This window comes from Pseudomonas sp. NY15374 (assembly GCF_048068255.1).
In the GTDB taxonomy this organism is placed as follows: domain Bacteria; phylum Pseudomonadota; class Gammaproteobacteria; order Pseudomonadales; family Pseudomonadaceae; genus Aquipseudomonas; species Aquipseudomonas machongensis.
This window is the reverse complement of record NZ_JBLUPZ010000001.1, coordinates 470,440-494,615: the sequence shown is the minus strand read 5'-3', so window position 1 is coordinate 494,615 and position 24,176 is coordinate 470,440. Positions and strand designations below refer to the sequence as shown.

At 65.3% G+C, this 24,176-nt stretch carries 25 protein-coding genes; 12 read left to right on the top strand and 13 right to left on the bottom strand.

From position 1 onward, the window contains the following. Positions 1-146: 146 nt before the first annotated feature. Positions 147-2,336, bottom strand: coding sequence for an OsmC domain/YcaO domain-containing protein (locus ACNFHO_RS02480; RefSeq protein WP_416765070.1), 2,190 nt, complete (start codon positions 2,334-2,336; stop codon positions 147-149). An 85-nt stretch (positions 2,337-2,421) separates the two neighbouring features. Further along, positions 2,422-3,240 carry a substrate-binding periplasmic protein gene (locus tag ACNFHO_RS02475; protein ID WP_112898480.1) on the bottom strand — a complete coding sequence of 273 codons (819 nt, stop codon included), beginning with the start codon at positions 3,238-3,240 and terminating at the stop codon, positions 2,422-2,424. Between the two features lie 234 nt (positions 3,241-3,474). On the opposite strand from ACNFHO_RS02475, the gene ACNFHO_RS02470 reads away from it, so the two are divergent. The 6 genes from ACNFHO_RS02470 (at position 3,475) to ACNFHO_RS02445 (ending at position 7,472) form a co-directional block, all read left to right on the top strand. Beyond that, entirely contained in the window at positions 3,475-3,609 is a 135-nt protein-coding gene (locus ACNFHO_RS02470; protein ID WP_416765069.1) for a hypothetical protein, read from the top strand. A 193-nt stretch (positions 3,610-3,802) separates the two neighbouring features. Beyond that, positions 3,803-4,216, top strand: a complete 414-nt coding sequence (locus ACNFHO_RS02465) for a GFA family protein (RefSeq protein WP_416765068.1) — start codon at positions 3,803-3,805, stop codon at positions 4,214-4,216. Between the two features lie 322 nt (positions 4,217-4,538). After that, positions 4,539-5,528, top strand: coding sequence for an aliphatic sulfonate ABC transporter substrate-binding protein (locus ACNFHO_RS02460; protein ID WP_416765066.1), 990 nt, complete (start codon positions 4,539-4,541; stop codon positions 5,526-5,528). Beyond that, entirely contained in the window at positions 5,525-6,355 is an 831-nt protein-coding gene (locus ACNFHO_RS02455; protein ID WP_112898486.1) for an ABC transporter permease, read from the top strand. Before ACNFHO_RS02460 ends, ACNFHO_RS02455 begins: the two co-directional genes overlap by 4 nt. 4 nt (positions 6,356-6,359) lie before the next feature. Then, a complete protein-coding gene (locus ACNFHO_RS02450) occupies positions 6,360-7,103 on the top strand; it encodes an ABC transporter ATP-binding protein (protein ID WP_416765064.1) in 744 nt (247 codons plus the stop codon). A gap of 117 nt (positions 7,104-7,220) precedes the next feature. After that, positions 7,221-7,472 carry a hypothetical protein gene (locus ACNFHO_RS02445; RefSeq protein WP_054891461.1) on the top strand — a complete coding sequence of 84 codons (252 nt, stop codon included), beginning with the start codon at positions 7,221-7,223 and terminating at the stop codon, positions 7,470-7,472. On the opposite strand, the gene ACNFHO_RS02440 is transcribed toward ACNFHO_RS02445, so the two are convergent. Continuing rightward, positions 7,473-7,961, bottom strand: a complete 489-nt coding sequence (locus tag ACNFHO_RS02440) for a winged helix-turn-helix transcriptional regulator (protein WP_054891462.1) — start codon at positions 7,959-7,961, stop codon at positions 7,473-7,475. It abuts the gene before it with no gap. Between the two features lie 285 nt (positions 7,962-8,246). Between ACNFHO_RS02440 and fabF the strand changes: the two genes are divergently transcribed. Both fabF and ACNFHO_RS02430 read left to right on the top strand, forming a co-directional pair. Further along, positions 8,247-9,518: a beta-ketoacyl-ACP synthase II gene (fabF, locus tag ACNFHO_RS02435; RefSeq protein WP_416765062.1), complete on the top strand. Its 1,272-nt coding sequence runs from the start codon at positions 8,247-8,249 to the stop codon at positions 9,516-9,518. Between the two features lie 69 nt (positions 9,519-9,587). Further along, positions 9,588-10,055, top strand: coding sequence for a RidA family protein (locus tag ACNFHO_RS02430; RefSeq protein WP_416765060.1), 468 nt, complete (start codon positions 9,588-9,590; stop codon positions 10,053-10,055). 26 nt (positions 10,056-10,081) lie between these two features. Here the strand turns inward: ACNFHO_RS02430 and ACNFHO_RS02425 are convergent, their stop codons facing one another. Further along, positions 10,082-10,561, bottom strand: a complete 480-nt coding sequence (locus tag ACNFHO_RS02425) for an isochorismatase family protein (protein WP_063545179.1) — start codon at positions 10,559-10,561, stop codon at positions 10,082-10,084. 183 nt (positions 10,562-10,744) lie between these two features. On the opposite strand from ACNFHO_RS02425, the gene ACNFHO_RS02420 reads away from it, so the two are divergent. After that, positions 10,745-11,098 (top strand): VOC family protein, encoded by a 354-nt coding sequence (locus tag ACNFHO_RS02420; RefSeq protein WP_054891473.1) that lies wholly within the window; start codon positions 10,745-10,747, stop codon positions 11,096-11,098. Positions 11,099-11,104: 6 nt separating this feature from the next. Here ACNFHO_RS02420 and ACNFHO_RS02415 read toward each other — a convergent pair whose 3' ends face one another. Next, complete coding sequence (locus tag ACNFHO_RS02415; RefSeq protein WP_063545181.1) at positions 11,105-11,887, bottom strand: SDR family oxidoreductase; 783 nt, start codon at positions 11,885-11,887, stop codon at positions 11,105-11,107. 67 nt (positions 11,888-11,954) lie between these two features. Here ACNFHO_RS02415 and ACNFHO_RS02410 point away from each other — a divergent pair, with 67 nt between their 5' ends. Next, on the top strand, positions 11,955-12,869 hold the full coding sequence (locus ACNFHO_RS02410) for a LysR substrate-binding domain-containing protein (protein WP_416765059.1): 915 nt from the start codon (positions 11,955-11,957) through the stop codon (positions 12,867-12,869). A 133-nt stretch (positions 12,870-13,002) separates the two neighbouring features. On the opposite strand, the gene ACNFHO_RS02405 is transcribed toward ACNFHO_RS02410, so the two are convergent. Then, a complete protein-coding gene (locus tag ACNFHO_RS02405; RefSeq protein WP_416765058.1) occupies positions 13,003-13,314 on the bottom strand; it encodes a c-type cytochrome in 312 nt (103 codons plus the stop codon). Between the two features lie 113 nt (positions 13,315-13,427). Here ACNFHO_RS02405 and ACNFHO_RS02400 point away from each other — a divergent pair, with 113 nt between their 5' ends. Both ACNFHO_RS02400 and ACNFHO_RS02395 read left to right on the top strand, forming a co-directional pair. Then, entirely contained in the window at positions 13,428-14,321 is an 894-nt protein-coding gene (locus tag ACNFHO_RS02400) for a LysR substrate-binding domain-containing protein (RefSeq protein WP_416765057.1), read from the top strand. 109 nt (positions 14,322-14,430) lie between these two features. Further along, positions 14,431-15,135, top strand: a complete 705-nt coding sequence (locus ACNFHO_RS02395) for an SDR family oxidoreductase (RefSeq protein ID WP_063545184.1) — start codon at positions 14,431-14,433, stop codon at positions 15,133-15,135. Positions 15,136-15,150: 15 nt separating this feature from the next. Here ACNFHO_RS02395 and ACNFHO_RS02390 read toward each other — a convergent pair whose 3' ends face one another. The 7 genes from ACNFHO_RS02390 to ACNFHO_RS02360 all read right to left on the bottom strand — a co-directional run bounded on the left by ACNFHO_RS02390 (position 15,151) and on the right by ACNFHO_RS02360 (position 24,170). After that, positions 15,151-16,095, bottom strand: coding sequence for an ABC transporter substrate-binding protein (locus tag ACNFHO_RS02390; protein WP_416765055.1), 945 nt, complete (start codon positions 16,093-16,095; stop codon positions 15,151-15,153). Between the two features lie 164 nt (positions 16,096-16,259). After that, positions 16,260-17,096, bottom strand: coding sequence for a hypothetical protein (locus ACNFHO_RS02385; protein WP_234465228.1), 837 nt, complete (start codon positions 17,094-17,096; stop codon positions 16,260-16,262). Positions 17,097-17,222: 126 nt separating this feature from the next. After that, positions 17,223-18,722 (bottom strand): glycine betaine/L-proline transporter ProP, encoded by a 1,500-nt coding sequence (gene proP / locus ACNFHO_RS02380; RefSeq protein WP_054891480.1) that lies wholly within the window; start codon positions 18,720-18,722, stop codon positions 17,223-17,225. Positions 18,723-18,928: 206 nt separating this feature from the next. After that, positions 18,929-20,713 carry a dipeptide ABC transporter ATP-binding protein gene (locus ACNFHO_RS02375; protein WP_416765053.1) on the bottom strand — a complete coding sequence of 595 codons (1,785 nt, stop codon included), beginning with the start codon at positions 20,711-20,713 and terminating at the stop codon, positions 18,929-18,931. Beyond that, complete coding sequence (locus ACNFHO_RS02370) at positions 20,710-21,537, bottom strand: ABC transporter permease (RefSeq protein WP_063545196.1); 828 nt, start codon at positions 21,535-21,537, stop codon at positions 20,710-20,712. The genes ACNFHO_RS02375 and ACNFHO_RS02370 overlap by 4 nt, the downstream gene beginning before the upstream one ends. Continuing rightward, positions 21,530-22,609, bottom strand: coding sequence for an ABC transporter permease (locus ACNFHO_RS02365; RefSeq protein WP_416765051.1), 1,080 nt, complete (start codon positions 22,607-22,609; stop codon positions 21,530-21,532). The genes ACNFHO_RS02370 and ACNFHO_RS02365 overlap by 8 nt, the downstream gene beginning before the upstream one ends. Further along, complete coding sequence (locus ACNFHO_RS02360; protein WP_065862632.1) at positions 22,602-24,170, bottom strand: ABC transporter substrate-binding protein; 1,569 nt, start codon at positions 24,168-24,170, stop codon at positions 22,602-22,604. Before ACNFHO_RS02360 ends, ACNFHO_RS02365 begins: the two co-directional genes overlap by 8 nt. Positions 24,171-24,176 lie beyond the last annotated feature (6 nt).

The following is a 24,176-nucleotide window of genomic DNA, read 5'->3' as shown; positions in this document are numbered from 1 at the left end:
TGTCACGGATATATGACAGTTTTGTTACACGATGGACAGGCAAATCTGACGCCAAGTTCAGCCAAATGGACACATGGCTGAGGGGATTGGTACAAAAAAATAGACGAGAGGGTCGCTATGTACCCTCTCTTGGGCTGAAGCGGCCCTCAGCCCGCCGCGCGGGCACGCGCCGCATGCAGCTTCTTGTAGCTCTCGACCAGACGCAGGTGGCGGTCCAGACCTTCAAGCTTCAGGCTGGTTGGGGTCAGCCCGTAGAAGCGCACGCTGCCGTCCACCGAGCCGAGTGCCGCGTCCATGCGCTCATTGCCGAACATGCGCCGGAAGTTGGAAACGTAGTCGTCCATCTCCAGCTCGTCGTCCAGCACTACTTCCAGCACCACGTTCAGCGCCTGGTAGAACAGCCCGCGCTCGACGGTGTTGTCGTTGAACTGCAGGAACATCTCCACCAGTTCCTTGGCCTCCTCGAAACGCTGCAGCGCCAGTTGGATCAGCAGCTTGAGCTCGAGGATAGTCAGCTGGCCCCACACCGTGTTGTCGTCGAACTCGACGCCGATCAGCGTGGTGATGGTGGTGTATTCGTCCACCTCGACCTGTTCCAGGCGCTTGTACAACAACTTCAGCGAGCGGCTGTCGAGGTTGTGCAGGTTGAGGATGTCGGCTCGGAAGCCCAGCGCGCGGTTGGTGTTGTCCCAGATCAGGTCCTCGACCGGATAGATTTCCGAATAGCCCGGCACCAGGATGCGGCAAGCGGTGGCACCGAGGTCGTCGTACACCGCCATGTACGCCTCCTTGCCCAGCCCTTCCAGAATGCCGAACAGCGTCTGCGCCTCCTGCTCGTTGGAGTCTTCGCCCTGGCCCGAGAAGTCCCACTCGACGAACTCGAAGTCGGCCTTGGCACTGAAGAAGCGCCACGACACTACGCCGCTGGAGTCGATGAAATGCTCGACGAAGTTGTTCGGCTCGGTCAACGCGTGGCTTTCGAAAGTCGGTTGAGGCAGATCGTTCAACCCCTCGAAGCTGCGACCCTGGAGCAATTCGGTGAGGCTGCGCTCCAGCGCCACTTCAAAGCTTGGATGCGCGCCGAACGAGGCGAACACCCCGCCGGTGCGCGGGTTCATCAGGGTCACGCACATCACCGGGAACTCGCCGCCCAGCGAGGCATCCTTGACTAGCACCGGGAAGCCCTGCTGCTCCAGCCCCTGGATACCGGCGACGATGCCCGGGTACTTGGCCAGCACCTCTTGCGGCACGTCCGGCAGGCACAGTTCGCCTTCGAGGATTTCGCGCTTGACCGCCCGCTCGAAGATTTCCGACAGGCACTGCACCTGGGCTTCGGCCAGGGTGTTGCCGGCGCTCATGCCGTTGCTCAGGTAGAGGTTTTCGATCAGGTTGGACGGGAAATACACCGTCTGCCCGTCGGACTGGCGCACGAACGGCAGCGAGCAGATGCCCCGGGCCTTGTTGCCCGAGTTGGTGTCGTACAGGTGCGAGCCGCGCAGTTCGCCATCGGGGTTGAAGATCTCCAGGCAGTACTCGTCGAGGATCTCCTGCGGCAGCGCGTCCTTCGGGCCAGGCATGAACCACTGCTCGTTCGGGTAGTGCACGAACGGTGCGTTGGCGATGTCCTCGCCCCAGTACTGATCGTTATAGAAGAAGTTGCAGTTCAGGCGCTCGATGAACTCGCCCAGTGCCGAGGCCAGCGCAGCTTCCTTGGTGGCGCCCTTGCCGTTGGTGAAGCACATCGGCGACTGCGCGTCGCGCACGTGCAGCGACCAGACGTTGGGCACGATGTTGCGCCAGGAGGCGATCTCGATCTTCATCCCCAGATCGGCCAGGATCGCCGACATGTTGGCGATGGTCTGCTCCAGCGGCAGGTCCTTGCCGGGAATGTAGGTGGTGGTGTCGGACACCGGCATCAGCAGCGCCTGGGCATCGGCGTCGAGGTTGTCGACCTCCTCGATGATGAACTCGGGGCCGGTCTGCACCACTTTCTTCACGGTGCAACGGTCGATGGAGCGCAGGATGCCCTGGCGGTCCTTCTCGCTGATATCCTCGGGCAGCTCGACCTGGATCTTGAAGATCTGGTTGTAGCGGTTTTCCGGGTCGACGATGTTGTTCTGCGACAGGCGAATGTTTTCGGTGGGGATGTCGCGGGTCTGGCAGTAGAGCTTGACGAAGTACGCCGCGCACAGCGCCGAGGAGGCCAGGAAGTAGTCAAACGGACCAGGCGCCGAGCCATCGCCCTTGTAGCGAATGGGCTGATCGGCGATCACCGTGAAGTCGTCGAACTTGGCTTCAAGTCGGAGATTGTCGAGAAAATTGACCTTTATTTCCATGCGGGCACACCAGCGCGTAAAACGAAATGGGCGCCATTATCCGGTTTTTTCGCTGGGAAGTCTTGCCGCAGCCACACCGCCCTGATCAAGGCGCCGCCACGTTCTCCTGCTGCTGGCGCCAAAGCGCCAGGTTTCGTGCAACCAGGCGCTGCGGCAAATCGCTGGACACGATCTCCCTCATCTTCGCGGCCAGTTGCTCGCGCAACTGTGGCCGGTTGCACGGCGAGTCGTGGGACATCGCCAGGTACAGCCCCTCGCTGGATACCGGAGGCTCGAGCACCTGCACCTGCTCGTCGACCTTCAGCACGCGCGCCAGGGCCATGCCTGGAAACTGCTCGAAGATCACATAGTCGCTACGCTTGTGCAGCAGCTTCTCGAACGCCTGCCTGGCGCCGGGCACTGCCTCCAGGTTGAGGTTGGTCCGGGCGAACTCGTCGAACTGCTCGCCATGGCTGTTGTTGACCAGTACCCCACCCTTGAGCCCGCGCAGATCGTCCCAGCCTTTATAGGCGAAAGCGCTATCGCTGCGCACCCAGACCACGCTTGGGGTGTGCAGGAACGGCGGCTCGATGAAGTTCACCTCGTTCTGCCGCGCGCGGGTCAGGAAGTAGCCCGCCAGAAGATCGACCCGCCCGGTACGCACTTCTTCCTGGGCGCGTCCCCAGGGCCCGGAATATTTCACTTCCACATCCAGCCCCAGCTCACCTGCCATGTACTTGAGCAGATCGGCATTGGCCCCGACGAGGTGCTGCGGGTCCTGCGGGTCACGCCACAGGTACGGTGGATACTCGGGGTTGCCGGTGGCGGTCAGGCGCGTGCAGTCATCGACCGCCAGCGCCACCTGCGGCAATACCGCGAAGGTCAGCGACAGCAGCAAGGCCCGACAGGAACGGCGCTCGATCATTGGTGGCCCTCGTCTGAATAGAACAGCAGGGAAAAAGCGATGACTGACCGACAGGCGACATGAACAGCGACAGGCTTAACACAGTCTGGACCAGAAACCGTCAGCTGCCAGCAATGGCAGCTGCAAGATGCCATTCGTCGGCGCATCATGCCATCACCGAACCCGTTCGGCTGCACCTGCCCCTATTTTTCAACGCCCTGCTGGCCATAACGGTCAGACCCTGTAGGCTGTGTTGTGGCCGCGATCGTTTCCGGCGCCTACGTCATCAGCGCCAACCGCACCGGGCAGGCTGCACAGGGCCAGCGCTTTGGCGGCCACGGCATGGCGTACTCCCCTCTGGCCAGCCCCTCACCGTCGCCGCAAGGCTGACGACCACGGTTTGTTGCAGGTCGTACGGATTGACCTGGAGCAGGCTCGGCGACAAAAACGCGAATACCCCTGTTACTTGCAGAACGTCGATTGAACGCCATCGCCGCCACGGCTGGACGAGAAATGACACAATGGCCTGATAACGGCCGCATGCCGTCAAGCAAAGGACTTTTCAAGGATGGTGGATGCGGGTATGGCCGAAGTGTACGAGGGAAGCTGCCTGTGTTCAGCGATCACCTATGAACTGCTGGTACGTCCCAAGGCCGTGAGCCATTGCCATTGCGGTCAATGCCGCAAGGCGCACGGGGCGATGTTCGCCTCCTACGGCAGTGTGCCGCGGGAGGCCTTGCGGATATCGAGCGGGGCCACGGATATCAGCGCCTATGCCTCATCGGCCTCGGTACTGCGCGAGTTCTGTGGCCGATGCGGATCGACACTGTTCTGGTCGCGCTCACAAGGCGCGTTCAGTGATTGGGTTTCCGTGGCACTAGCAACACTGGACACGCCGTTCGAGGCCGCCAAGCACAAGCATGTGCATGTTGGTGACGAACCGCTGTGGTATTGGCGCGCCCCCGACATTACCAGTGATACCCCAACCCCAGATTGATCGCGTAGTCCCCACGCACCGTGCCTCCCGGCCCTTGGACCTCGGCAGACGTGGCGCGGGCAAAGGCTTCGGCCGCCAAGGCCATGGCTCAACATGGCCGATCAGCACCTTCGCTGTCTCCGTGGCCATCCGGCCTGCCGGCGCGCAGCGCTGACCTGCTGCCCCTTCAACTGTTCGCCCTGCAACAGCAGGGCAACACTTTGCCCGGCTCAGCACAGCTGTCAGCCCTGATTTGCGCGCCCACCTGCGCAAAACCAGGGCCTGGCGAGATGGCACGCTGCCTGCAACCGGTCCTGATCCCTCTTCTCGACTGGATCGCCCCATGCGTCTGTTTGCCCAAACCCTGCCCAGCGCCCTGAAGTCGCTGTCTATTGCCGGCCTCGTTGCCCTGGCCTTCAATCCCGTCGCCCACGCCGAAACCGCGCCCAAGGAAGTCCGCCTGGACTACGCCTACTACTCCCCCGTAAGCCTGGTGCTCAAGCATTTCGGGTGGTTGGAAAAAGCCCTGCCTGACTCCAAGGTCACCTGGGTGTTCAGCCAGGGCAGCAACCGCTCGCTGGAATACCTCAACAGCGGCGGTGCCGACTTCGGCTCTTCGGCCAGCCTCTCGGCGGTGCTGGCCCGGGCCAACGGCAGCCCGATCAAGTCGGTGTACGTCTACAGCCGCGCCGAATGGACCGCGCTGGTGGTGGCCAAGGACTCGCCGCTGAAGACACTTGACGACCTCAAGGGCAAGAAGATCGCCGCCACCAAAGGTACCGACCCGTACCTGTTCACCCTGCGCGCGCTGGAAAAGGCCGGGCTGAAAAAGGACGACGTCGAGCTCTTGCACCTGCAGCACCCCGATGGCCGCACCGCACTGGAGAAAGGCGATGTCGATGCCTGGGCCGGCCTCGATCCGCACATGGCTGCCAGCGAACTGCAAGCCGGCTCACGCCTGCTGTACCGCAACAAGGACTTCAACAGCTATGGCGTGGTCAGTGTCACCGAGACCTTCGCCAAGCAGCATCCACAAACCATCGCCACGGTGATCAAGGCGTACGAGCAGGCACGCCACTGGGCAGTCGCACACCCGGACGAGTTCGCCCGCCTGTTGGCCGATGAATCCAAGCTCCCGCTGGATGTGGCCAAGCTGCAGCTGTCGCGTACCGACCTCTCGGCGCCGCAACTGACCGAACAGGACGTGACAGCCTCCAAGGCCGCGGCGCCGATCCTGGTGTCGGAGGAGCTGGTCAAGCGTGGCGCCGACGTCAACGCCGTGATCGACCAGCTGATCGACCCGTCCTTCGGCAAGGCCAGCATCGAGCGATGAGCCTCTCCACGCACACTCGCAGCGTGAGCGCGCCGGCGCCCGCCACTGCCATCTCGCCCTGGCCACGTCGGCTCAAGGGCCTGGCGCTGCCTCTGGCGATCATCCTGCTGCTGGAGGCCGTCGTGCGCCTGGGCTGGATCGCTTCCTACCAGATGCCAGCACCCAGCGAAGTGGCGCAGACCCTGGTGCAACTGGCCGACGGCGCGCTGTGGAAACACATCGGCGCCAGCCTGTCGCGTGTGTTGGCCGGCTTTGCCATCGGCGCCGCCCTGGGGCTGCTGTTCGCCGCCTGGGTGGGCCTGAGCCGTGAGGCCGAGGCCTGGCTGGAACCGACCTTCGCCAGCCTGAGGGCGATCCCGAGCCTGGCCTGGGTGCCGCTGTTGCTGCTGTGGCTGGGCATCGGCGAGACCTCCAAGGTGACACTGATCGCCATCGGCGCGTTCTTCCCGGTGTACCTGAACGGCGTGGCCGCGATCCGCAACATCGACCGCAAGCTGGTCGAGGTCGGACGCATGTACGGCTTCGGCCCATTGCGCCTGGCCCGGCGCATCCTGCTGCCGGCTGCGATACCCGGCGTATTCACCGGTCTGCGCAGCGCCCTGAGCCTGAGCTGGATGTTTCTCGTCGCCGCCGAGCTGATCGCCGCCACCCGCGGCCTGGGTTATTTGCTCAGCGACGGCCGGGAGACTTCACGACCGGACCTGGTGCTCGCGGCGATCATTGTCCTGGCCCTGCTCGGCAAACTCAGCGATGGCCTGTTGGCCGGGCTGGAGCAGCGCTGGCTGAACTGGCGCGACACCTTCGACGGCACGGACCGAGGAGCCTGAATCCATGAACCAACCCTTGCGCGTTGCCGCACCGACACCTGCACCCTTGCTCGACCTGCGCGTCGAGCACAAGGCATTCGGTGCCACTGCGGTACTGGGGGCGGTCGAGCTGCAACTGCAACCCGGCGAGATCGTCAGCCTGCTGGGCCCCAGTGGCTGCGGCAAAAGCACCCTGCTGCGCCTGGTGGCGCAACTGGACCGCGACTTCGTTGGCCGTCTGCAGCAACGCCCGGAACAGGTCGGTTTCGTGTTCCAGGAGCCGCGCCTGATGCCCTGGTTGAGCGTGGCCGACAATATCGGCTTCAGTGAGGACCAGTACTACGACCGTGCCCGGGTCAACGGCCTGATCGACGAGGTGGGCCTGGGCGGCTTCGCCGATGCGCTGCCCAAGGCGTTGTCCGGCGGCATGGCCCAGCGCGTGGCCATCGCCCGCGGGCTGTACGGCCAACCACAACTGCTGTTGCTCGACGAGCCGTTCAGCGCCGTGGATGCCTTTACCCGCTTCAAGCTGCAGGACCTGTTGCTGGACCTCGCACGCCGCCACCGCATCGCCTTGCTGGTGGTCACCCATGACGTGGACGAGGCGCTGTACCTGAGCGACCGCGTGCTGGTGATCGGCAACCGGCCGGGCACTGTCTGCCGCGAGCTGAGGGTCGGTCTCGGCTACCCGCGCGAGCGCCAGGACGAACGCCTGGCCCGCCTGCGCGGCCAGGCGCTGGAAGCCCTGCACAGTGCGCGGGTGATCTGAGCCGGGCGCGTTCATCGATAGTGACTATCGAGCACGACGATTTCTGCCCGGTGGCCGTGCTCGATACCCTGTGTTCAACGACTCGCCAGACGAATCCTCGAACCAGGAAACCCGCCGATGAACGCCACCGCCCGCCTGCTGCTCGCTGCCCTGGCCGCCCTTGGTATCGCCGCACTTGCCGGCTGTGCCAGCCATCCCGAACAACGCCCCTACACAGCCGAGGAAACGCGCCAGTTGCAGCTCGAGGCGCTGCAACGCCGAGGCCTGTCGCAGCAGGAATACGAACACCAGCGCGCCGCAATCCTGCGTGCCGACCAGGTGGAAGTGGCCGGAGACGGCCTGCGCCAGGCACCTGCCCTGCGCGGCTGATCAGCCCTCGCGACTGCGCTGCAGCCGCGCCCGCATCCCCTCGCTCGCGCCAGGGCCCTGCACCAGCTCGCACGCTGACCAGGGCACCACGCGCCCGGACTCCACGTCCACCATCATCGGCTGCAAGGCCTTGCCCGTACCCTTTTCCACCACCTGCACACTGATGGCCTCAGGCGCAAAATGCCGATTGCCCCAGGCGATCAGCGCATAGAGCACGCCCTGCAGGTCGCGCCCCCGAGCACTGGGCCGGTATTCGTGGCGCAAGGGCCGGGTGCTGTAGGCATGGCGCTCGAGCAGGCCGGCCTCCACCAGCGCATTGAGCCTGCGGGTCAACATGCTCGGAGCGATCTCCAGGCTCTTGGCGAAATCGTCGAAGCGGCTCAGGCCCTGCAAGGCATCGCGCATGATCAACAGGCTCCACCACTCCCCCACGTGTTCAAGGCTCAGGGCGATAGGGCATTCGGAATCCACAAGCGTCTTGCGTTGCATCAGGCAGGCTCACCACGGGTCTGTGAAATATTCGGGCCGGATGTTACTTCTATAATGATAGTAACGTCTCTTGAGCTGAATAGTAGGGTCTGTATGAAAAGTCTTGAGACGAAGGTCAGGCAAGGCGAAAACAGCCGAGGAACGGTCGGAGTCGCGCTCGACTTTACGGGTTGTAAATGAGCATTCCGACCGGGCTGGCGCACCAGGCTGTTTTCAACGCAGCATCACCGAGTATCAAGGCTTTTCGTACAGAGCCTAGCAAACCTCCATGGGAGTTAGACCTTCATGAGCAAGCGTATCGTCGTTACCGGAATGGGAGCGGTCACACCGCTGGGGTGTGGCGTGGAGCGGGTCTGGGAACGCCTGCTGGCGGGCCGCTCGGGCATCGCGCAGTTGCCGGAATCGCTGATCGGCGACCTGGCGGTGCGCATCGGCGGCCAGGTGCCGGACCTGCAGCAGGACAGCGAGGCCGGCTTCGATCCGGACCGCATACTGCCAGCCAAGGAGCAGCGCAAGGTCGATCGTTTCATCCTGTTCGCCCTGGGCGCCGCACAGGAGGCCCTGGCGCAGGCCGGCTGGCAACCGCAAAGCGTCGAACAGCAGGAACGCACGGCAACCATCATCGGTACCGGTGTGGGCGGCTTCCCGGCCATTGCCGAGGCCGTGCGCACCACCGACAGCAAAGGCCCACGCAAGTTGTCACCGTTCACCATTCCCTCCTTCCTCGGCAACCTGGCCGCCGGACAGGTGTCGATCGCCCACAGGTTCAAAGGCCCGCTGGGTACCCCGGTCACCGCGTGCGCGGCCGGGGTGCAGGCGATTGGCGACGCCGCGCGAATGATCCTGGCCGGTGAAGCGGACGTGGCCTTGTGCGGGGGTGCGGAGGCAGCCATTCATCGTGTCAGCCTGGCCGGCTTTGCCGCCGCGCGAGCCTTGTCGAGCGATTTCAACGAGCACCCGGAACAGGCCTCGCGCCCATTCGACACGGCCCGCGACGGCTTCGTCATGGGCGAAGGCGCCGGTTTGCTGGTGATCGAAGAACTGCAGCATGCACTGGCACGCGGCGCCACGCCGCTGGCCGAGCTGGTGGGCTACGGCACCAGCGCCGACGCCTATCACATCACCTCGGGGCCGGAAGATGGCGACGGCGCGCGACGCGCCATGACCCTGGCCCTGCGCCAGGCCGGTATCCGTGCAGAACAGGTCGGCCATCTCAATGCCCATGCCACCTCGACACCGGTGGGCGACAAGGGTGAGCTGGCAGCGATCAAGGCGGTGTTCGCCGACGTGCCCTCACCGGTGATCAGCGCGACCAAGTCTGCCACCGGCCACTTGCTGGGCGCCGCCGGCGGAATCGAGGCGATCTTCACCGTGCTTGCTCTGCGCGACCAACAGGCGCCGGCCACGCTCAACCTGGTCGAGCCTGACCCCGCAGCCGCCGGGCTGGACATTGCCGCGGGCCAGCCGCGGCCCCTGGATACCGAATACGCGCTGTCCAACGGCTTCGGTTTCGGCGGCGTCAATGCCAGCGTGATTTTCAAGCGCTGGGAGGGTTGAGCCACTGGTCGGCACGCGGGCGTTTGATTACGCTTGGCCATCGCCTCGAGCACACAGGGAGCACTACCGATGTCCAGACACGACCGCTATGAAGCCGCTCTGCAGGCGCTGGGTTATTCGTTCGATGGCCCGCTGAAGATCGGCGGCGACTACGTGCCGGTGCTGCACTTGGGCGACCAGGTGTACATCAGTGGGCAAATCCCGCGGGTCAACGACACCGTGGTGTTCCCGGGGCGGGTGGGCGAGGACGTCAGCCTCGCCGATGCGCAGACTGCCGCCAAGATCAGCACCCTGCGCTGCCTGAAGCTGCTGAGCGAAAGCCTGGGCTCGCTGGATGCGGTCAAGGGTATCGCGCGGATCAATGTATTCGTGCAGTCGGCGGCAGACTTCACCCAGCAGAGCGAAGTGGCCAACGGCGCCTCGGCGATCCTGCATGAAGTGCTGGGCGACGCCGGCAAGCATACCCGCACCTCGGTGGGGGTGTATCAGTTGCCGAAGAATGCCGCGGTGGAGATTGACCTGATCGCGGTGGTGTAGGTGCAAGGGGCTGGCGTGCAGCCCCTTCAGCCTTGCAGCCCCTCGACCACCTGCGCCACCGTGGTCACCTGGCGAAAGTGATGGGTCCACAGCTCGATACCCAACTTGCCCGAGCGGTCCAGTGAAGAGCCCACCGTCAGGTCAGTGATCAAGGTCGGGTTCAGCCCGGCATCGAACAGCGCAAAGCCGGCGGCCAGTACGCAGGTTTCGGTCTGCAGGCCGCAGACCAGCACGCGCTCCACCCCCAGTCGCTTGAGGTAGTCGATGGCCTCGGCGGTCTGCCCGTAGCCGTGCTTGACGAACACTTCGTCTGCCTCGATCAGGCTCTCGTCCTCGCGCGCTGGATGCCAGCCAAGCTGCTGCTGGAACGGCGTGACCTGCTCGTCGTGCAACTCGACCGAGGCGATGGCGGGGAGTTTCGCGGCCAACGCGCGGATTCCGTCGATCAGCCACTCAGGAGGGCTGAAGGTGGACTGGACATCGACGATAAGCAAAGCCTGCCGCATGGGGTTCTCCGGGGGACGACATGAGGCCGCGGAGTATATCGTCCGTGGACGATCGTTGCAGGCCCTGAAGTTTGGGCAAGCCACGAGCAGTTGAGCCGGCGATACGCTGGGAGAGACCGTGATCAAGCCCCTGCGCTTGCGCTGATGCGCTAGACTGCGCGCTCCATCACGCAAGGAGGCCACATGGGTATTCGCGGACAGGATCGACAGATCGACAACATCGAGTTCAACGTCACCGACATCGGCCGCAGCAAGGCGTTCTACGGCGCAGTGTTCGGTTGGACCTTCACCGACTACGGCCCCACCTATACCGAGTTCTCCGATGGCCGCCTGAGCGGCGGCTTTACCACCGGCGAAGCGGTACGACCCGGTGGCCCGCTGGTCATCCTCTACGCCGACGACCTTGAAGCCACCCAGCGACGTGCAGAAGCAGCAGGCGCGCGCATCAGCCGCGCCACCTTCGCCTTCCCTGGCGGCCGGCGCTTCCACTTCATCGACCCGGACGGCTACGAACTGGCCGTGTGGACCGCCTCGTAACGCGGTTCAAGCGGTAGGGACGGTCCCGCCATCCACCACGAACTCGGTGCCGGTCACCGCCGCAGCTGCTGGCGAGGCCACGAAGCCGATGACGTTGGCCACCTCCTTCGGGCTGGCGGGCCGACCCAGGGGGATCCCGCCCAAGGCTTGCATGATGATGCGCTTGCCGCCCTCGTAGTCGGTGCCCGCCTCGCTGGCCAGGCGCTCGGCCAGGGCTACCGAGGCCTCGGTCTCGATCCAGCCGGGCGCGACCCGCACCACGCGTACGCCCTTGGGTGCGACTTCCTTGGACAGGCTCTTGCTGTAGGTCGACAGCGCCGCCTTGGCCGCCGCATAGGCGGTGGTGGCTTCCGGCAGCGGCAGTTGGTGCTGGATCGAGGTGACGTGAACGATCACCCCGCCGCCCTGCGCCAGCATGCCGGGCAGCAAGACCCGATCCAGACGCACGGCGGGCAGCAGGTTGAGGTCCAGCTCCTGTTGCCAATGCGCCTCGCCCAAGGCGGCAAAGCCCCCGGCCGGTGCGCTGGAACCGCCCAGCACATGAACGATGACATCGACACCGCCCAGCTGCCGCTCGACCTCGCCTGCCAACTGCTCGCACCCCTCGAGGGTGGTCAGATCGGCTTTGACGAACGACGCCTGAGGGGCATCGACGGGCGCTGTGCGCGCGCAGGTCAGCACACGGGCGCCCAGCTCGAGGAACAGCTCGACCGTGGCCTTGCCCAGGCCTTTGGTGCCAGCGGTGACCAGTACGCGCTTGCCGCGCAGGGTTTCTGATGGATGACTCATGGATATTCTCCGGTGGTAGCAACCTGGGTTGCGGATAGAATCGTGTTTTGTCCGAACGAGCCGAACCATGGAGCGCGTCAGCCTCAACGACCTCGATGCCGTCCTCGCCATCGCCCGGCGCGCCAGTTTTCGCGCGGCGGCCATCGACCTGGGGATGTCCACCACCGCCCTGAGCAACGCCATCGGCAAGCTCGAGGCGAACCTTGGCGTGCGCCTGTTCAACCGCACCACGCGCAGCGTGTCGCTGACCGATGCCGGGCGCCTGTTCGTCGAGCACGTCGCCCCGGCGCTGGGCGAGGTGCAAGGCGCCCTGGAAGTGGTGCGCGCCCAGCGCGATCAGCCCAGTGGCATGCTGCGCATCAACGCTGCGGCGTTCGCCGCACGCGAGATCATCGGGCCGTTGGTACTGGAGTTCTTGCGGCGCTATCCGCAGATGCAGGTGGACCTGGTCACCGAGGGGCGCCTGGTGGACATCGTCGCCGATGGTTTCGACCTGGGCGTGCGAGTCGCCGACCTGGTGCCCAGCGACATGATCAGCCTTTCCCTCGGCCGGCCGCAGCGCTATGCCGTGGTCGCCTCCGCCGCCTACCTGGCCGCGCGGGGCACGCCACGGTTGCCGGCCGACCTGCAGCGCCACAGTTGCGTCCGCGTGCGCCTGCCGGATGGCGCGCTGTTCCGCTGGCGCTTCGCCAACGGCAACAGCGCGCAGCAGATCGACGTACAGGGCCCCATCACTCTGGACGAGGCCAGCCTGGCACGTACTGCCGTCATGGCTGGCGTGGGCCTTGGCTACTTCATGGAACAGGACGTGCGCGAGGACATCGCGGCCGGGCGCCTGGTGCGTGTGCTGGACGACTGGACGCCACCGTTGCCGGGGCTGTGCCTGTACTACGCCGGGCGGCGCAATCCCTCGGCAGGCATGACCGCGTTTCTCGCACCGGCCCGGGAAGTGGCGGAGCAGGCGTGCCGCGAGGGCACGTGAGACAGGGACTTGCTGCATGGCGGACGGCCTCGCCGGGTGTCGGTGAGGCACAGGTTATGCGTTCAGGTCCGTCGCGATAAGCAGGACAGATCAGGATGATTCATTGCGAATTTCAGGATAGTGAACCCAGCTTTCAATGCTGTTCGAGAATCCACTGGGTAATGGCCTGCAAATCTTCCTCGCGGGCTTGCGACTGTGGCGGCATCGGCACCACTCCCCATTGCCCCCGGCTGCCCTGTCGGATGCTTTGCACCAACTGCCCGGCGTCCTTGCTGCCGTCGCGATAATGCGCAGCAATCTCTCGCCAGGACGGGCCCACGGCCCGCGCATCCAATTGGTGGCAAGCGCTGCAGGCGTAGCGCTGCATCACGGTGGGCGGCTCGGCGAACACCCGAACACTGGCGAACAGCAGCAGCCCGGCTGCAATCACGGCACCTCGAGACATGGGCATGATCCTGAAAACGATGGGCCGTCGAGGGTACCGGTTACACCGATCCTGCAACAGAGCCGGCGGCGCAAACTGTTATCCTCCAGCGATCTCCACCAGCAGGCACGATCATGACCGAAAGCCCGACCGCCCTCCCCCCACTCAATGCCCTGCGCGTGTTCGAGGTTGTCTCGCGTCACCTGAATTTCCGCTTGGCGGCCGAGGAGCTGGGTGTCACCCAGGCGGCTGTGGCCCAGCAGGTACGGGGGCTGGAGGCGAGCCTGGGCATCAGGCTGTTCGAGCGTTTGCCACGCGGCCTGCGCCTCACCGATGCGGGCCTGGGCTACAGCCATAGTATCCGCAACGCCTTGGCCCTGATCGGCGAAGCCACTGCGGCATTGCGCCCGGACAACCGTCACCTCACCGTCAGCGTCACCCCGACCTTCGCCTCGAAATGGCTGATCCCACGGCTGAGTTCGTTCACCGAGGCCCATGGCGAGATCGACCTGCGGGTGCTGGCCACCGATCGCCTGTCGCGCTTCCAGGCCGACGGCGTGGATCTTGCCGTGCGCTACGGCCACCCGCCCTTCGGCGCAGGGCTCAACACCGAACTGCTGCTCAGGCAGCGGGTGGTCGCGGTGGCCAGCCCCGCCCTGCTGGCGCAGTGGGGTAAACCGCACAGCCTCGAGCAGTTGCAGCATTTTCTGCTGCTGCACGATGCGCATAATTTCTGGCCCGAGTTCATCACCCAGCTGTTCGGCCAGCCGACCCAACCGATGCCGAAGAACGTACGCTTCAACCAGACCTCGCTGGCCATCGAGGCCGCCGTGGCCGGGCAAGGGCTGGCGCTGTCCAGCGAACTGTTCGTGCAGGAAGACCTGCAGGCCGGGCGGCTGGTGCAGGTATTCGAGCAGGCGCTGGAGATGGACAAGCACTTCTACCTGGTCTGGCCCCGCAAGGGCAGCACACCGACCGCACTGGACGTGGTTCGCGGCTGGCTGCTGGCGCAGGTGGAAGCCCCCTGAGGCAATAGATTTTCTACTGAATCGACAAACCCCTGCTGCCTCCCTGCCAGCGGTGTACCGGTGCTAGGCTGACCCCCTCACATCAGCCAAGCATTGCATTGGAGGTCACATGTCAGTAGAAAAAGTAGCGATCATCACCGCCGGCGGTAGCGGCATGGGTGCAGCGGCGGCGCGGCGCCTGGCCGCAGACGGGTTCAAGGTGGCAATCCTGTCTTCATCGGGCAAGGGCGAGGCCCTGGCCAACGAACTGGGCGGCATCGGCGTGACCGGCAGCAACCAGTCCAACGACGACCTGCAACGCCTGGTCGACACCGTGCTGGAGAAATGGGGGCGCATCGATGTTCTGGTCAACAGCGCAGGCCACGGCCCACGTGCGCCGATCCTGGAGATCAGCGACGACGACTGGCACAAGGGCATGGACACCTATCTGCTCAATGTCATCCGCCCGACCCGCCTGGTCACCCCGGCCATGCAGAAACAGCAAGGTGGCGTGATCATCAACATCTCCACCGCCTGGGCGTTCGAGCCCAGCGACCTGTTCCCGACCTCGGCCGTGTTCCGTGCCGGCCTTGCAGCGTTCAGCAAGATCTTCGCCGACACCTACGCCAAGGATAACGTGCGGATCAACAACGTTCTGCCCGGCTGGATCGACAGCCTGCCGGCCACCGAGCAACGCCGCGACAGCGTGCCGCTCAAGCGCTACGGCAAGAGCGAGGAAATCGCCGCGACCATCGCCTTCCTGGCCAGCGAAGGTGCGGCCTACATCACCGGACAGAACATCAAGGTCGATGGCGGGCTGACCCGCGGGGTGTGAACCTCGCCGCGTGCCTCAGTCGGCAGGTACGCTGAAACCCTTGGCGAAGGTTGGGGTAACATCCAGCCGTTGCGTCATCAGGCCATGGGCATGGTAGAAGTCGGCGGTCTCCTGCTGTTGGGTCACGGTGTGCTCATCGATGCCTTGCCAGTGCAGCTTGCGCCGCTCGAACTGCAACCGCGCGGCCTCTTCGGGAAAACCGATGATCGCCGCGAGGGACTTGGAATAGCTGTCCAGATGCTGGTTGGCCCACACCTGGGCGCCAGCCAGGCGCTTGAGGTAGTCCTGCAAGGCCGCGTGTCGCGCAGGATCCTGCAGTGCCTGGTCGGTGACCGCCAGGAAGCTGTTGCCGCTGGACAGGCCGCGACCGTTCACCAGCACCCTGCCCTGCCCGCTGGTCTCGGCCAGCGCAGTGTAAGGCTCCCAGGTCGCCCAGGCGTCCACCGAGCCGTTGGCCAGGGCGATCTTGGCGTCCACCGGCCCTAGAAAGCGAAACTCCACGTCCTTCTCACTCAGGCCGGCCTGCTCCAGAGCCTTGAGCGCGATGTGGTGGCCGATCGACCCGCGGCCGGTGGCGATGCGTTTGCCCTTGAGGTCGGCGCCATTGCGCAGGGGCGACTCCGGGCGCACCAGCACCGCGGTGCCGTAGGGGTCGGACTTGTCCACCGCGATGGCCTTGACCGGCGCCCCGGAGGCGAGCACGAACAGCAGTGGGGCATCGCCGATGATGCCTGCATCGATGGCGCCTGCGTTGAGCGCCTCGGCAAGTGGCGCGGCGGCCGGAAACTCTGCCCAGTGGATGTCGTAGGGCAGGTCGCGCAGTGCATCGGCAGCCTCGAGCTGGGCGCGCATGTTGCCCTTCTGGTCACCGACGCGCAGCGTGAGGCGCTCGGCGGCAAAGGCCTGGGTTGCCAGCAGCAGGCTGGCGGCAATCAACAGTAGGCGGGAACGGATCAGCATGGAGCTCCTCGGGAAGGTACGTGCGTTGGAGCACTGACTGTACCGAGTCGCAATAGATAAATTAAATTGATTTTAGGAATAACCTAATATGCTAATTAATTTAGATTCCATATCCCGGCAGGGACGAGCCGCCATGACGCAAGCTCGTCTCTACTGGGCTCGGCTCAGTCCTTGGCCCTGTGCAGCAGGCTGTCGAAGCGCTTGCCGTCGATCAGGTAGGTCAGGCGCGCCTGGCCGTTTTCCAGCGGTTCCAGGGTCATGGGCGTATTGGTCTTGTGGTAGGGATGGCGGAACAGCGCCGGCTTCTCGGTATAGGCGTAGCTGTTGAAGGCCAGGGCATCGCCCGTCCAGCGCACGTTGTTGTACAGGTAGCGCCAGTTCTCGTCCGGGCGGTGATAGAGGTAGACGCCACTGGCGTCACGGACGACCTCGATCTGCACCGCGCCGGCCTTGCTCGCCCACTTGCCGATATAGCGTTCGAGCCCCGCATGGCCTGCTGGTACTGCCGGCGCCGGGGCGAAGTCACTTGCCTGGAACGGGGTTCGCCGTGCCGCCTCACCCTTGGCATCGACGTACAGGTCACATAGCGGCGCCACCTGGTCGACCTTGCGGTAGAGGAAGGTGAGCTGGGCATCGGCGACCGGCATGCTCAACATCATGACCGTCGGGGCAAAACCCAATACCTTCAGGTCGAACGCCCGCGCCTCGGACTGAACGTGGATCGAACTACCGTCCTCGGCCACCTTGTAGTCGGAAATCTCGACGGCCTGGGTCTTGGGCTCGGCGCAGTTGAACGGGTGCAGTAGCACCTTGCCGTCGGCCTTGTATTCGGCGACGTTGGCGATGCCACTCTTGAGCGGCATCATCGCCCAGATACCGACGATCGCACTTTTGTCGGTGCGCAGGGAAACCTTGTCCTTGCTCGGCGCGTGGCCGGCACAGCCGCCCAGGAACAGGGCACTCAGGGCGAGAGGGAGTAGCGGTTTGAACACGATGATCATCCATGGTTGGTCGAAGGCAGCCGCCCTGCGCCCGAGGTGTCTGGCTAGAGGCGGCTGGCCATCATCGCATGAAACGCTTTCGTATCACCTTAATCAGTCCACGCGCGTACGGCATCGCGCGGGGCCTCATTCGATCCGCGGATGCTGCTGCACCAGCACTTTGCGCTTGGCCTCGAGCTCGGCGATCTGCTCGTCGATGTCCTCGATCTTCTGCTCGATGGTGTCGTGGTGCTCCTGCAGCAGTTCCTTGGCTTCTTCCAGGTCCGAGGCCGCAGGCGCCGCTCCGCGCAGGGGCTTGTTGGCGGTCTCTTTCATGGTCAGCCCGGTGAGCAGGCCGATCACGGCGATGACCATCAGGTAGTAGGCCGGCATGTACAGGTTGTCGGTGCTTTCCACCAACCAGGCGGCGATGGTCGGGGTGAGGCCGGCGATCAGCACCGAGATGTTGAAGGCGCTGGCCAGGGCGCTGTAGCGGATGTGAGTGGGGAACATCGCCGGCAGGGTCGAGGCCATCACGCCAATGAAGAAGTTCAGCAGCACCGCCAGGATCAGCAGCCCGGCAAAGATTACCCCGAGGCTGCCGCTGTTGATCAGCATGAACGCCGGGATCGCCAGGACGAACAGGCCGACGCTGCCCACCACGATGAACGGGCGACGCCCGACTTTGTCGCTGAGGAAGCCGATCACCGGCTGCACGAACAGCATGCCGACCATGATCGCGATGATGATCAGCACGCCGTGGTCTTCGCTGTAGTGCAGGTTGTGCGACAGGTAGCTGGGCATGTAGGTGAGCAGCATGTAGTAGGTGACGTTGGTCGCGATCACCACACCGATGCAGGTCAGCAGGCTGCGCCAGTGCTTGGTGGCGACCTCCTTGAACGACACCTTCGGCCCCGAGGCCAGGCCTTCGCGATCACCCTGCTCGAGCTTGTCGACATGCTGCTGGAAGGCTGGCGTCTCCTCCAGGGCGTGGCGCAGGTAAAGGCCGATGATGCCCAGCGGCAACGCGACGAGGAACGGCAGGCGCCAGCCCCAGTCGAGGAATTGCTCCTCGCCGACGATGGCCGAGATCATCACCACCATGCCGGCACCGAGCACGAATCCTGCGATCGAGCCGAAGTCCAGCCAACTGCCGAGGAAGCCGCGCTTGCGGTCAGGGGCGTATTCGGCGACGAAGATCGAGGCTCCGGTGTATTCGCCGCCGACCGAGAAGCCCTGGGCCATCTTGGCCAGCAACAGCAGGATCGGCGCCCAGATGCCAATCGAGGCATAGGACGGTATCAGGCCGATGGCGAAGGTGCTCAGCGACATGATGACGATGGTCGCCGCCAGGACTTTCTGGCGGCCATAGCGATCACCCAGGGCGCCGAAGAACAGCCCTCCCAGCGGGCGGATCAGGAAAGGGACCGAGAAGGTTGCCAGGGCCGCGATCATCTGCACGCTGGGCGAGGCGTTGGGGAAGAACACCTTGCCCAACGCATAGGCGACGAAGCCGTAGACGCCGAAGTCGAACCACTCCATGGCGTTGCCGAGCGCTGCGGCAGTGATCGCCTTGCGCATCTTGGCGTCGTCAACGATGGTGATGTCTTTCAAGCCGATCGGCTTGACTCTCTTGCGTGATTTCATAAGTGCTTACTCTGTAGCTGACCTGTCGTGACAATCCGCTGTCCCCGGGGCAGATCGGGCGGGCGAACAGTTTTCGGCCACGCAGCCAAAGCAATAGTGGCAACGGGCCCTATGGGGTCAGATACAAATGGACACTAAATAATTCCGCGCTTGATGATTTTTTCCTGAAGTCCGCTGCGACAGAGGTGCGCCGGTACCGCGGCAGGTCACAGGTGCAAGCGCGGCGAATGTGCGAGCAATGTCTGGGTGTACCCCTGCTGAGGTCGCTCGAACACCGCGTCCACTGCGCCCTGCTCCACCACCCTGCCCTGATTCAACACCAGCACCCGGTCGGCAATCGCACGCACCACCCCAAGGTCGTGGGTGACGAACAGCACGGTCAGCCCCTCGCCCTGCAAACGCCGCAGCAGCGCCAGGATCGACGCCTGTACCGACACATCCAGCGCCGAGGTGATCTCGTCGCACACCAGCAGCCGAGGTTCGCACACCAGCGCCCGGGCAATCGCCACGCGCTGGCGTTCGCCGCCCGAGAGGCTGTGCGGATACAGGCCGGCCACCCGTGCCGGCAGCGATACCCGCTCGAGCACCGCTTCGACCCGACGCCTGGCCTCATCGCCGCGAATACCGAAGAAATGCGCCAACGGCGCGCTCAGGGTCTGCAACACCGTCTGCCGAGGATTCAACGCCCGGTAGGGGTTCTGGAAGATGTACTGGATCTGATGGCGCAACCCGGCATCACGCTGGCGGGCGGCAAAGGGCAGCGGCTGCCCGGCGTAGCGCAGGTGCCCCTGCACGTTCTCGCCAAGCCCGGCAATGGCCCGCGCCAGGCTGGTCTTGCCCGAGCCGGACTCACCGACCAACGCCAGGCACTCGCCCTGCCCCACCTGCAGCGCAACGTCGAACAGCACCTGGCGGTCGTAGGCCACGTCCAGACCCTGTACCTCGAGCAGCGGCGCCGCAGTGAGCGCTTCGAGGTGCCCCTCGCCCGCCGCGCTATCGATCAATACCAGCGGCTCTTGATGCGGCACCAGGCAGGCCACCTGCTGCTCGCGGCCCAGGCGCACCAGCGCGGGCTCGAGCACCCTGCATTGCGCCTGCCGCCGTGCACAACGGGGCGCGAAGGCACAACCCTCGGGCCTCTGTCCGGGTGCCGGGGCATGACCGCCGATGGCTTGCAGCGGCTGACGCCGGGCAACATCCGGGATCGCCCCGAGCAACGCACGGGTATAGGGATGGGCTGGCGCGGCGAACAACGCCTCGCGCGCGGCGATCTCGACCAGGCGCCCGGCATACATGACCATCACCCGGTCCACCAGGTCGCGCACCACGGCCAGGTCATGGGTGACGTACAGCGCCGCCACGCCGTGGCTGCGGCACAGGTCTTTGAGGGTGCCGAGCACATGGGCCTGGGTGGTGACGTCCAGCGCCGTGGTCGGCTCGTCGAGCACGATCAAGCGCGGCCGCAGGACGAACGCCAGGGCCAGCATCACCCGTTGTTGCTGCCCGCCGGACAACTGATGCGGGAAACGGCGCAGGAATCCGGCGTCAGACGGCAGCCCGACCTCCTCGAGCGTCGTGGCGATGCGCTGTTGCAGGGCCTCGCGGGCCAGGCGCGGCTGATGGGCCAGCACGGTTTCGCGTAGCAGCGCACCGATGCGCAGCGCCGGGTTCAAGGCCGTGGCCGGGTCCTGGGCAACATAGCCGACCAGCCCACCACGAGCCAGGCGCAATGCCTCGCCTTCGAGCTCCAGCAGCGAGTGACCGGCGACCTCGACACGCCCGGCAACGATCCGCGCGCCCTGGCGGGCATGACGCAGCAAGGCCGTCGCCAGGGTGGTCTTGCCCGAACCGGATTCGCCGACCAGCCCGACGATCTCCCCTGCCGCCAGGCTGAACGACACGCCCGACAGCACCTCCACCCGGCCGGCCAGTTCCACCCGCAGTTCGCTGACCCGCAGCACTTCGGCGACGCTCTGCACGACCGCATTCATGGTTGTTTCTCCCCGATCCGCGCACTGGCGCGACCAATGCCTTCGGCCAGGATATTGGTGCCATAGGCGAACACGCCGATCAGTAACGCCGGGGCCAGCACGGCCCAGGGCTGCACCAGCAGGCCGGCCTGGTTCTCGTTGATCATCAGGCCCCAGTCGGCGGCCGGCGGTGCCACCCCGTATCCGAGGAAACCCAGGCCCGAGAGCATGCCCACGGCCCAGGTCAGCATGTTGCCGAAATGCACCAGCAGCGGCGTGAGAATGTTCGGCAGGATCTCCCTGAACAGGATTCGCCAGCGCGAATAGCCCATCATCTGCGCCGCCTCGACGAACTCCTGCCCGGCCACCGCCACCGCGCTGCCGCGCGCCAGGCGGATCACCCCAGGGGTGAAGGCGATGGCCACGGTGAGCACGATCAGCCAAGGCGCACGCCCCAGCATCGACACGATCAGCAGCACCAGGATCAGGTCGGGAAATGCCAGCGAAACATCCGCCGCCCAACTGATCGCCTGGTCCAGGCGTCGCCGCGAAAAACCCGCCAACAAGCCCAGGCTGCCACCGGCCAGCAGCGCGAGGGTCGCAGCCGCCACTGACATCCACAGGACCGACAGCCCGCCGCTGAGTAGCCGCGAGAGCAAGTCATGCCCCAGGAAATCATGGCCCAGCGGCGCACCGGCCGCCGGTGGGCCGTACACCGGACCGACCATGGCAGTCGGTGCATGCGGTGCGAGCCAGGGGCCCAGCAGCGCCAATCCGGCCACCAGCAAAGTGATGAAGGCACCACGGCGGATCTGCCGATCGGCATGCCAAGGGGTATCAATCATGGTTCGCCTCCTGGGCAGGTACGCTGCGCGAGCGGCGCCACCAGGGCAGGATGCCGCGGCGGTTGCGCCGGATCATCCGCACCCGGCGCGCGGTACGCAGCTTGGGGGTCAGCAGCACGGTGAGGAGGTCCGCGAGCAGGTTGATCAGCACCACCGCCAAGGTGATGACCAGGACGATGCCCTGGATCATCGGCAGGTCGCGCATCTGGATTGCCGCATTGAGTGCCGTGCCGATACCGGGATAGCTGAAGATCACCTCGGCCAGCAGCGCACCGCCAACCAAGGTGCGCAGGGTCAGGGCCACGCCCTGGATCGCTGGGGTCAGCGCGTTGGGCAAGGTATGCCGCCAGACGATGCGCCGCTCGGGAATGCCGCGCAGGCGCGCAGCGATCACATAGTCCGACTCCAGCGCTTCGATCATCGCGGCGCGCACCATGCGTGTCAGGTAGGGCAAGGCCGAAAGCCCCAGGGCAATCACCGGCAGCACGAGGTACTGCAGTTGCGCCCACAGTGGCTGCTGCGGATCGAGGATCGACACTGCCGGCAGCCAGCCCATGCCGGGCATGGAGAACAGCAGCACCAGGCCGATGGCCAGGAGAAAACCGGGCGTGGCCTTGAACAGGATCAGCGCCGACAGGCCGAAGCGGTCCAGGCGGCTGTCGCGCCGCAGCGCCAGGGTCACGCCCAGTAGCAGCGCCAGCGGCACCACCAGCGCGAGCACGCCGGCCAACAGCGCCAGGGTGTGGCCGAGGCGGCCGAACAACAGGTCGGCCACCGGCACCTGGGAATCCAGCGAAATGCCCAGGTCGCCGCGTAGCGCGGCGCCGAGCCAGCGCAGGTACTGCACCAGGATCGGCTGGTCCAGCCCCAGTTGCCGTTGCAGGGTGAGGATGCTTTCCAGTGGCGCGTCCGGGCCGAGGATCACCCGCGCCGGGTCCGAGGGCAACGCCTGGGTGGCAATGAACACCACCAGGCTGATGACCCAGGCGGTGAGCAGGCCGTAGCCCAGGCGGCCGATGAACCACCACAGCCAGGCCGGCGTGCGCGGTGTGCAGTGATGAGGATCAGGCATGGTTCAACCACAACTCGTCGAAGCGCCAGGAGGCGAAGGTGGTCTGCTCCGGAGTGAGCCCGCCGACCTGTGCGCTGGCGGCATCGAGCACATCACTGAAGCCCCAGATCAGCAGGCCACCGCGCGCGTGCTGGATCGCCTGGGCCTCGTGGACCAGGGCCTTGCGTCGGGCAAGGTCGGGCTGGGCCAAGGCCTGCCCGAACAGTTCGCTGAAGCGCGGATCGTGAAAGTTGCTGCGGTTGTAGATCGCCTGCGGCGCATCGTTGTGCAGCGCCGAGGCAAGAAAACCGCGCGCTGGCGTCGAGCCTGGCGACAGTTGCCAGTGCTCGCGCTGCGGCCCATTGAACACCGAGCCATCGACCTGGGTGACCTTGACCTGAACCCCCGCCTTCTGCGCCTGCTGCGCGAACACCAAGGCGGCATTCACCCCAGAGCCTGCAGGCGTGGTCAGCTCAAGACGCAGGTCGCTGTGGCCGGCCTGGCGCAGCAGTGCGCGGGCCTGATCCAGGTCGTAAGGGCGCTGGGGCAGGTCATGGTTGTAGGTAGGATCGTGCGGCGCATACAGATCGTTGGCCACCCGACCGAAGCCGTTGAGCCCGCGGGCCACCAGTTCCTGACGATCGGCGAGCAAGCGCAGAGCCTGGCGCACGCGCACATCCTGCAACGGCGCCTTGGCCAGGTTGAGGTTGAAGCCACTGAACGAGGTGGTGGGCGACACATACAGGCGCAGGCGCGGGTCGGCCTTGAGCAATGCACTGTGTTCGGCCTGCACGCCGCTGGCGACGTCGATCTGCCCGGCGCGCAGCGCGGCGGCGCGCGAGACCTGGTCCTTGAATTCGATGATCTCCAGTTCATCGGTGTAGGGGCGCTCGGGCTTGTAGTAGTTCTCGAAGCGGGTGTAGAGCGAGCGTTGCCCGGGGATGAAGCTCTTGAGCCGATAGGGCCCGGCGCCCACCGGGTTGGTGACCGGGTGATAGTCGGTGGGCACGATGCCGCCAAAGCTGATCAGGGTTTCATCCAGCGGGTAGAAGCTCTGGCCGCCCTTGAAACGGATTTCAAGGGTGCGCTCGTCGACCTTGCGCAGGGCATCACGGTCGATGGCACCGACCAGCCCGGCATAGGGCGAGGCCAGCTTCGGGTCGGTCAGGCGCAGGATCGAGAACAGCATGTCGTCGGCGGTGATGCTCTTGCCGTGGTGGAACTCCAGCCCCGGCTTCAGGCGGATGGTCCAGACACTGGCATCGCGGTTGGGCTCGGCGAACTCGGCCAGGGCCAGGCGCGTGCTGACATCGGGGTTCCATTCCCAGAACTTGGCATAGAGCGCCCAGCCGCGAATGATTCCGCCGCCCACCGGCTTGTGGGCGTCGAGGTTGCCTGCCTGGTCACCGTCGATGATCCCGACCCGCAGGCGACCGCCGCGTACCGGCGTCCCCGGCAGTGCACCACCGACCGCCGCTGGCTGGCCGGCATCGCAACCACCGAGCAGGCTGCCGCCAAGCAACAGGCCACCACCGACCGCCAGGCTGTTGCCGAGAAAGACCCGGCGGGAAAACTCAGTCATCGCTCG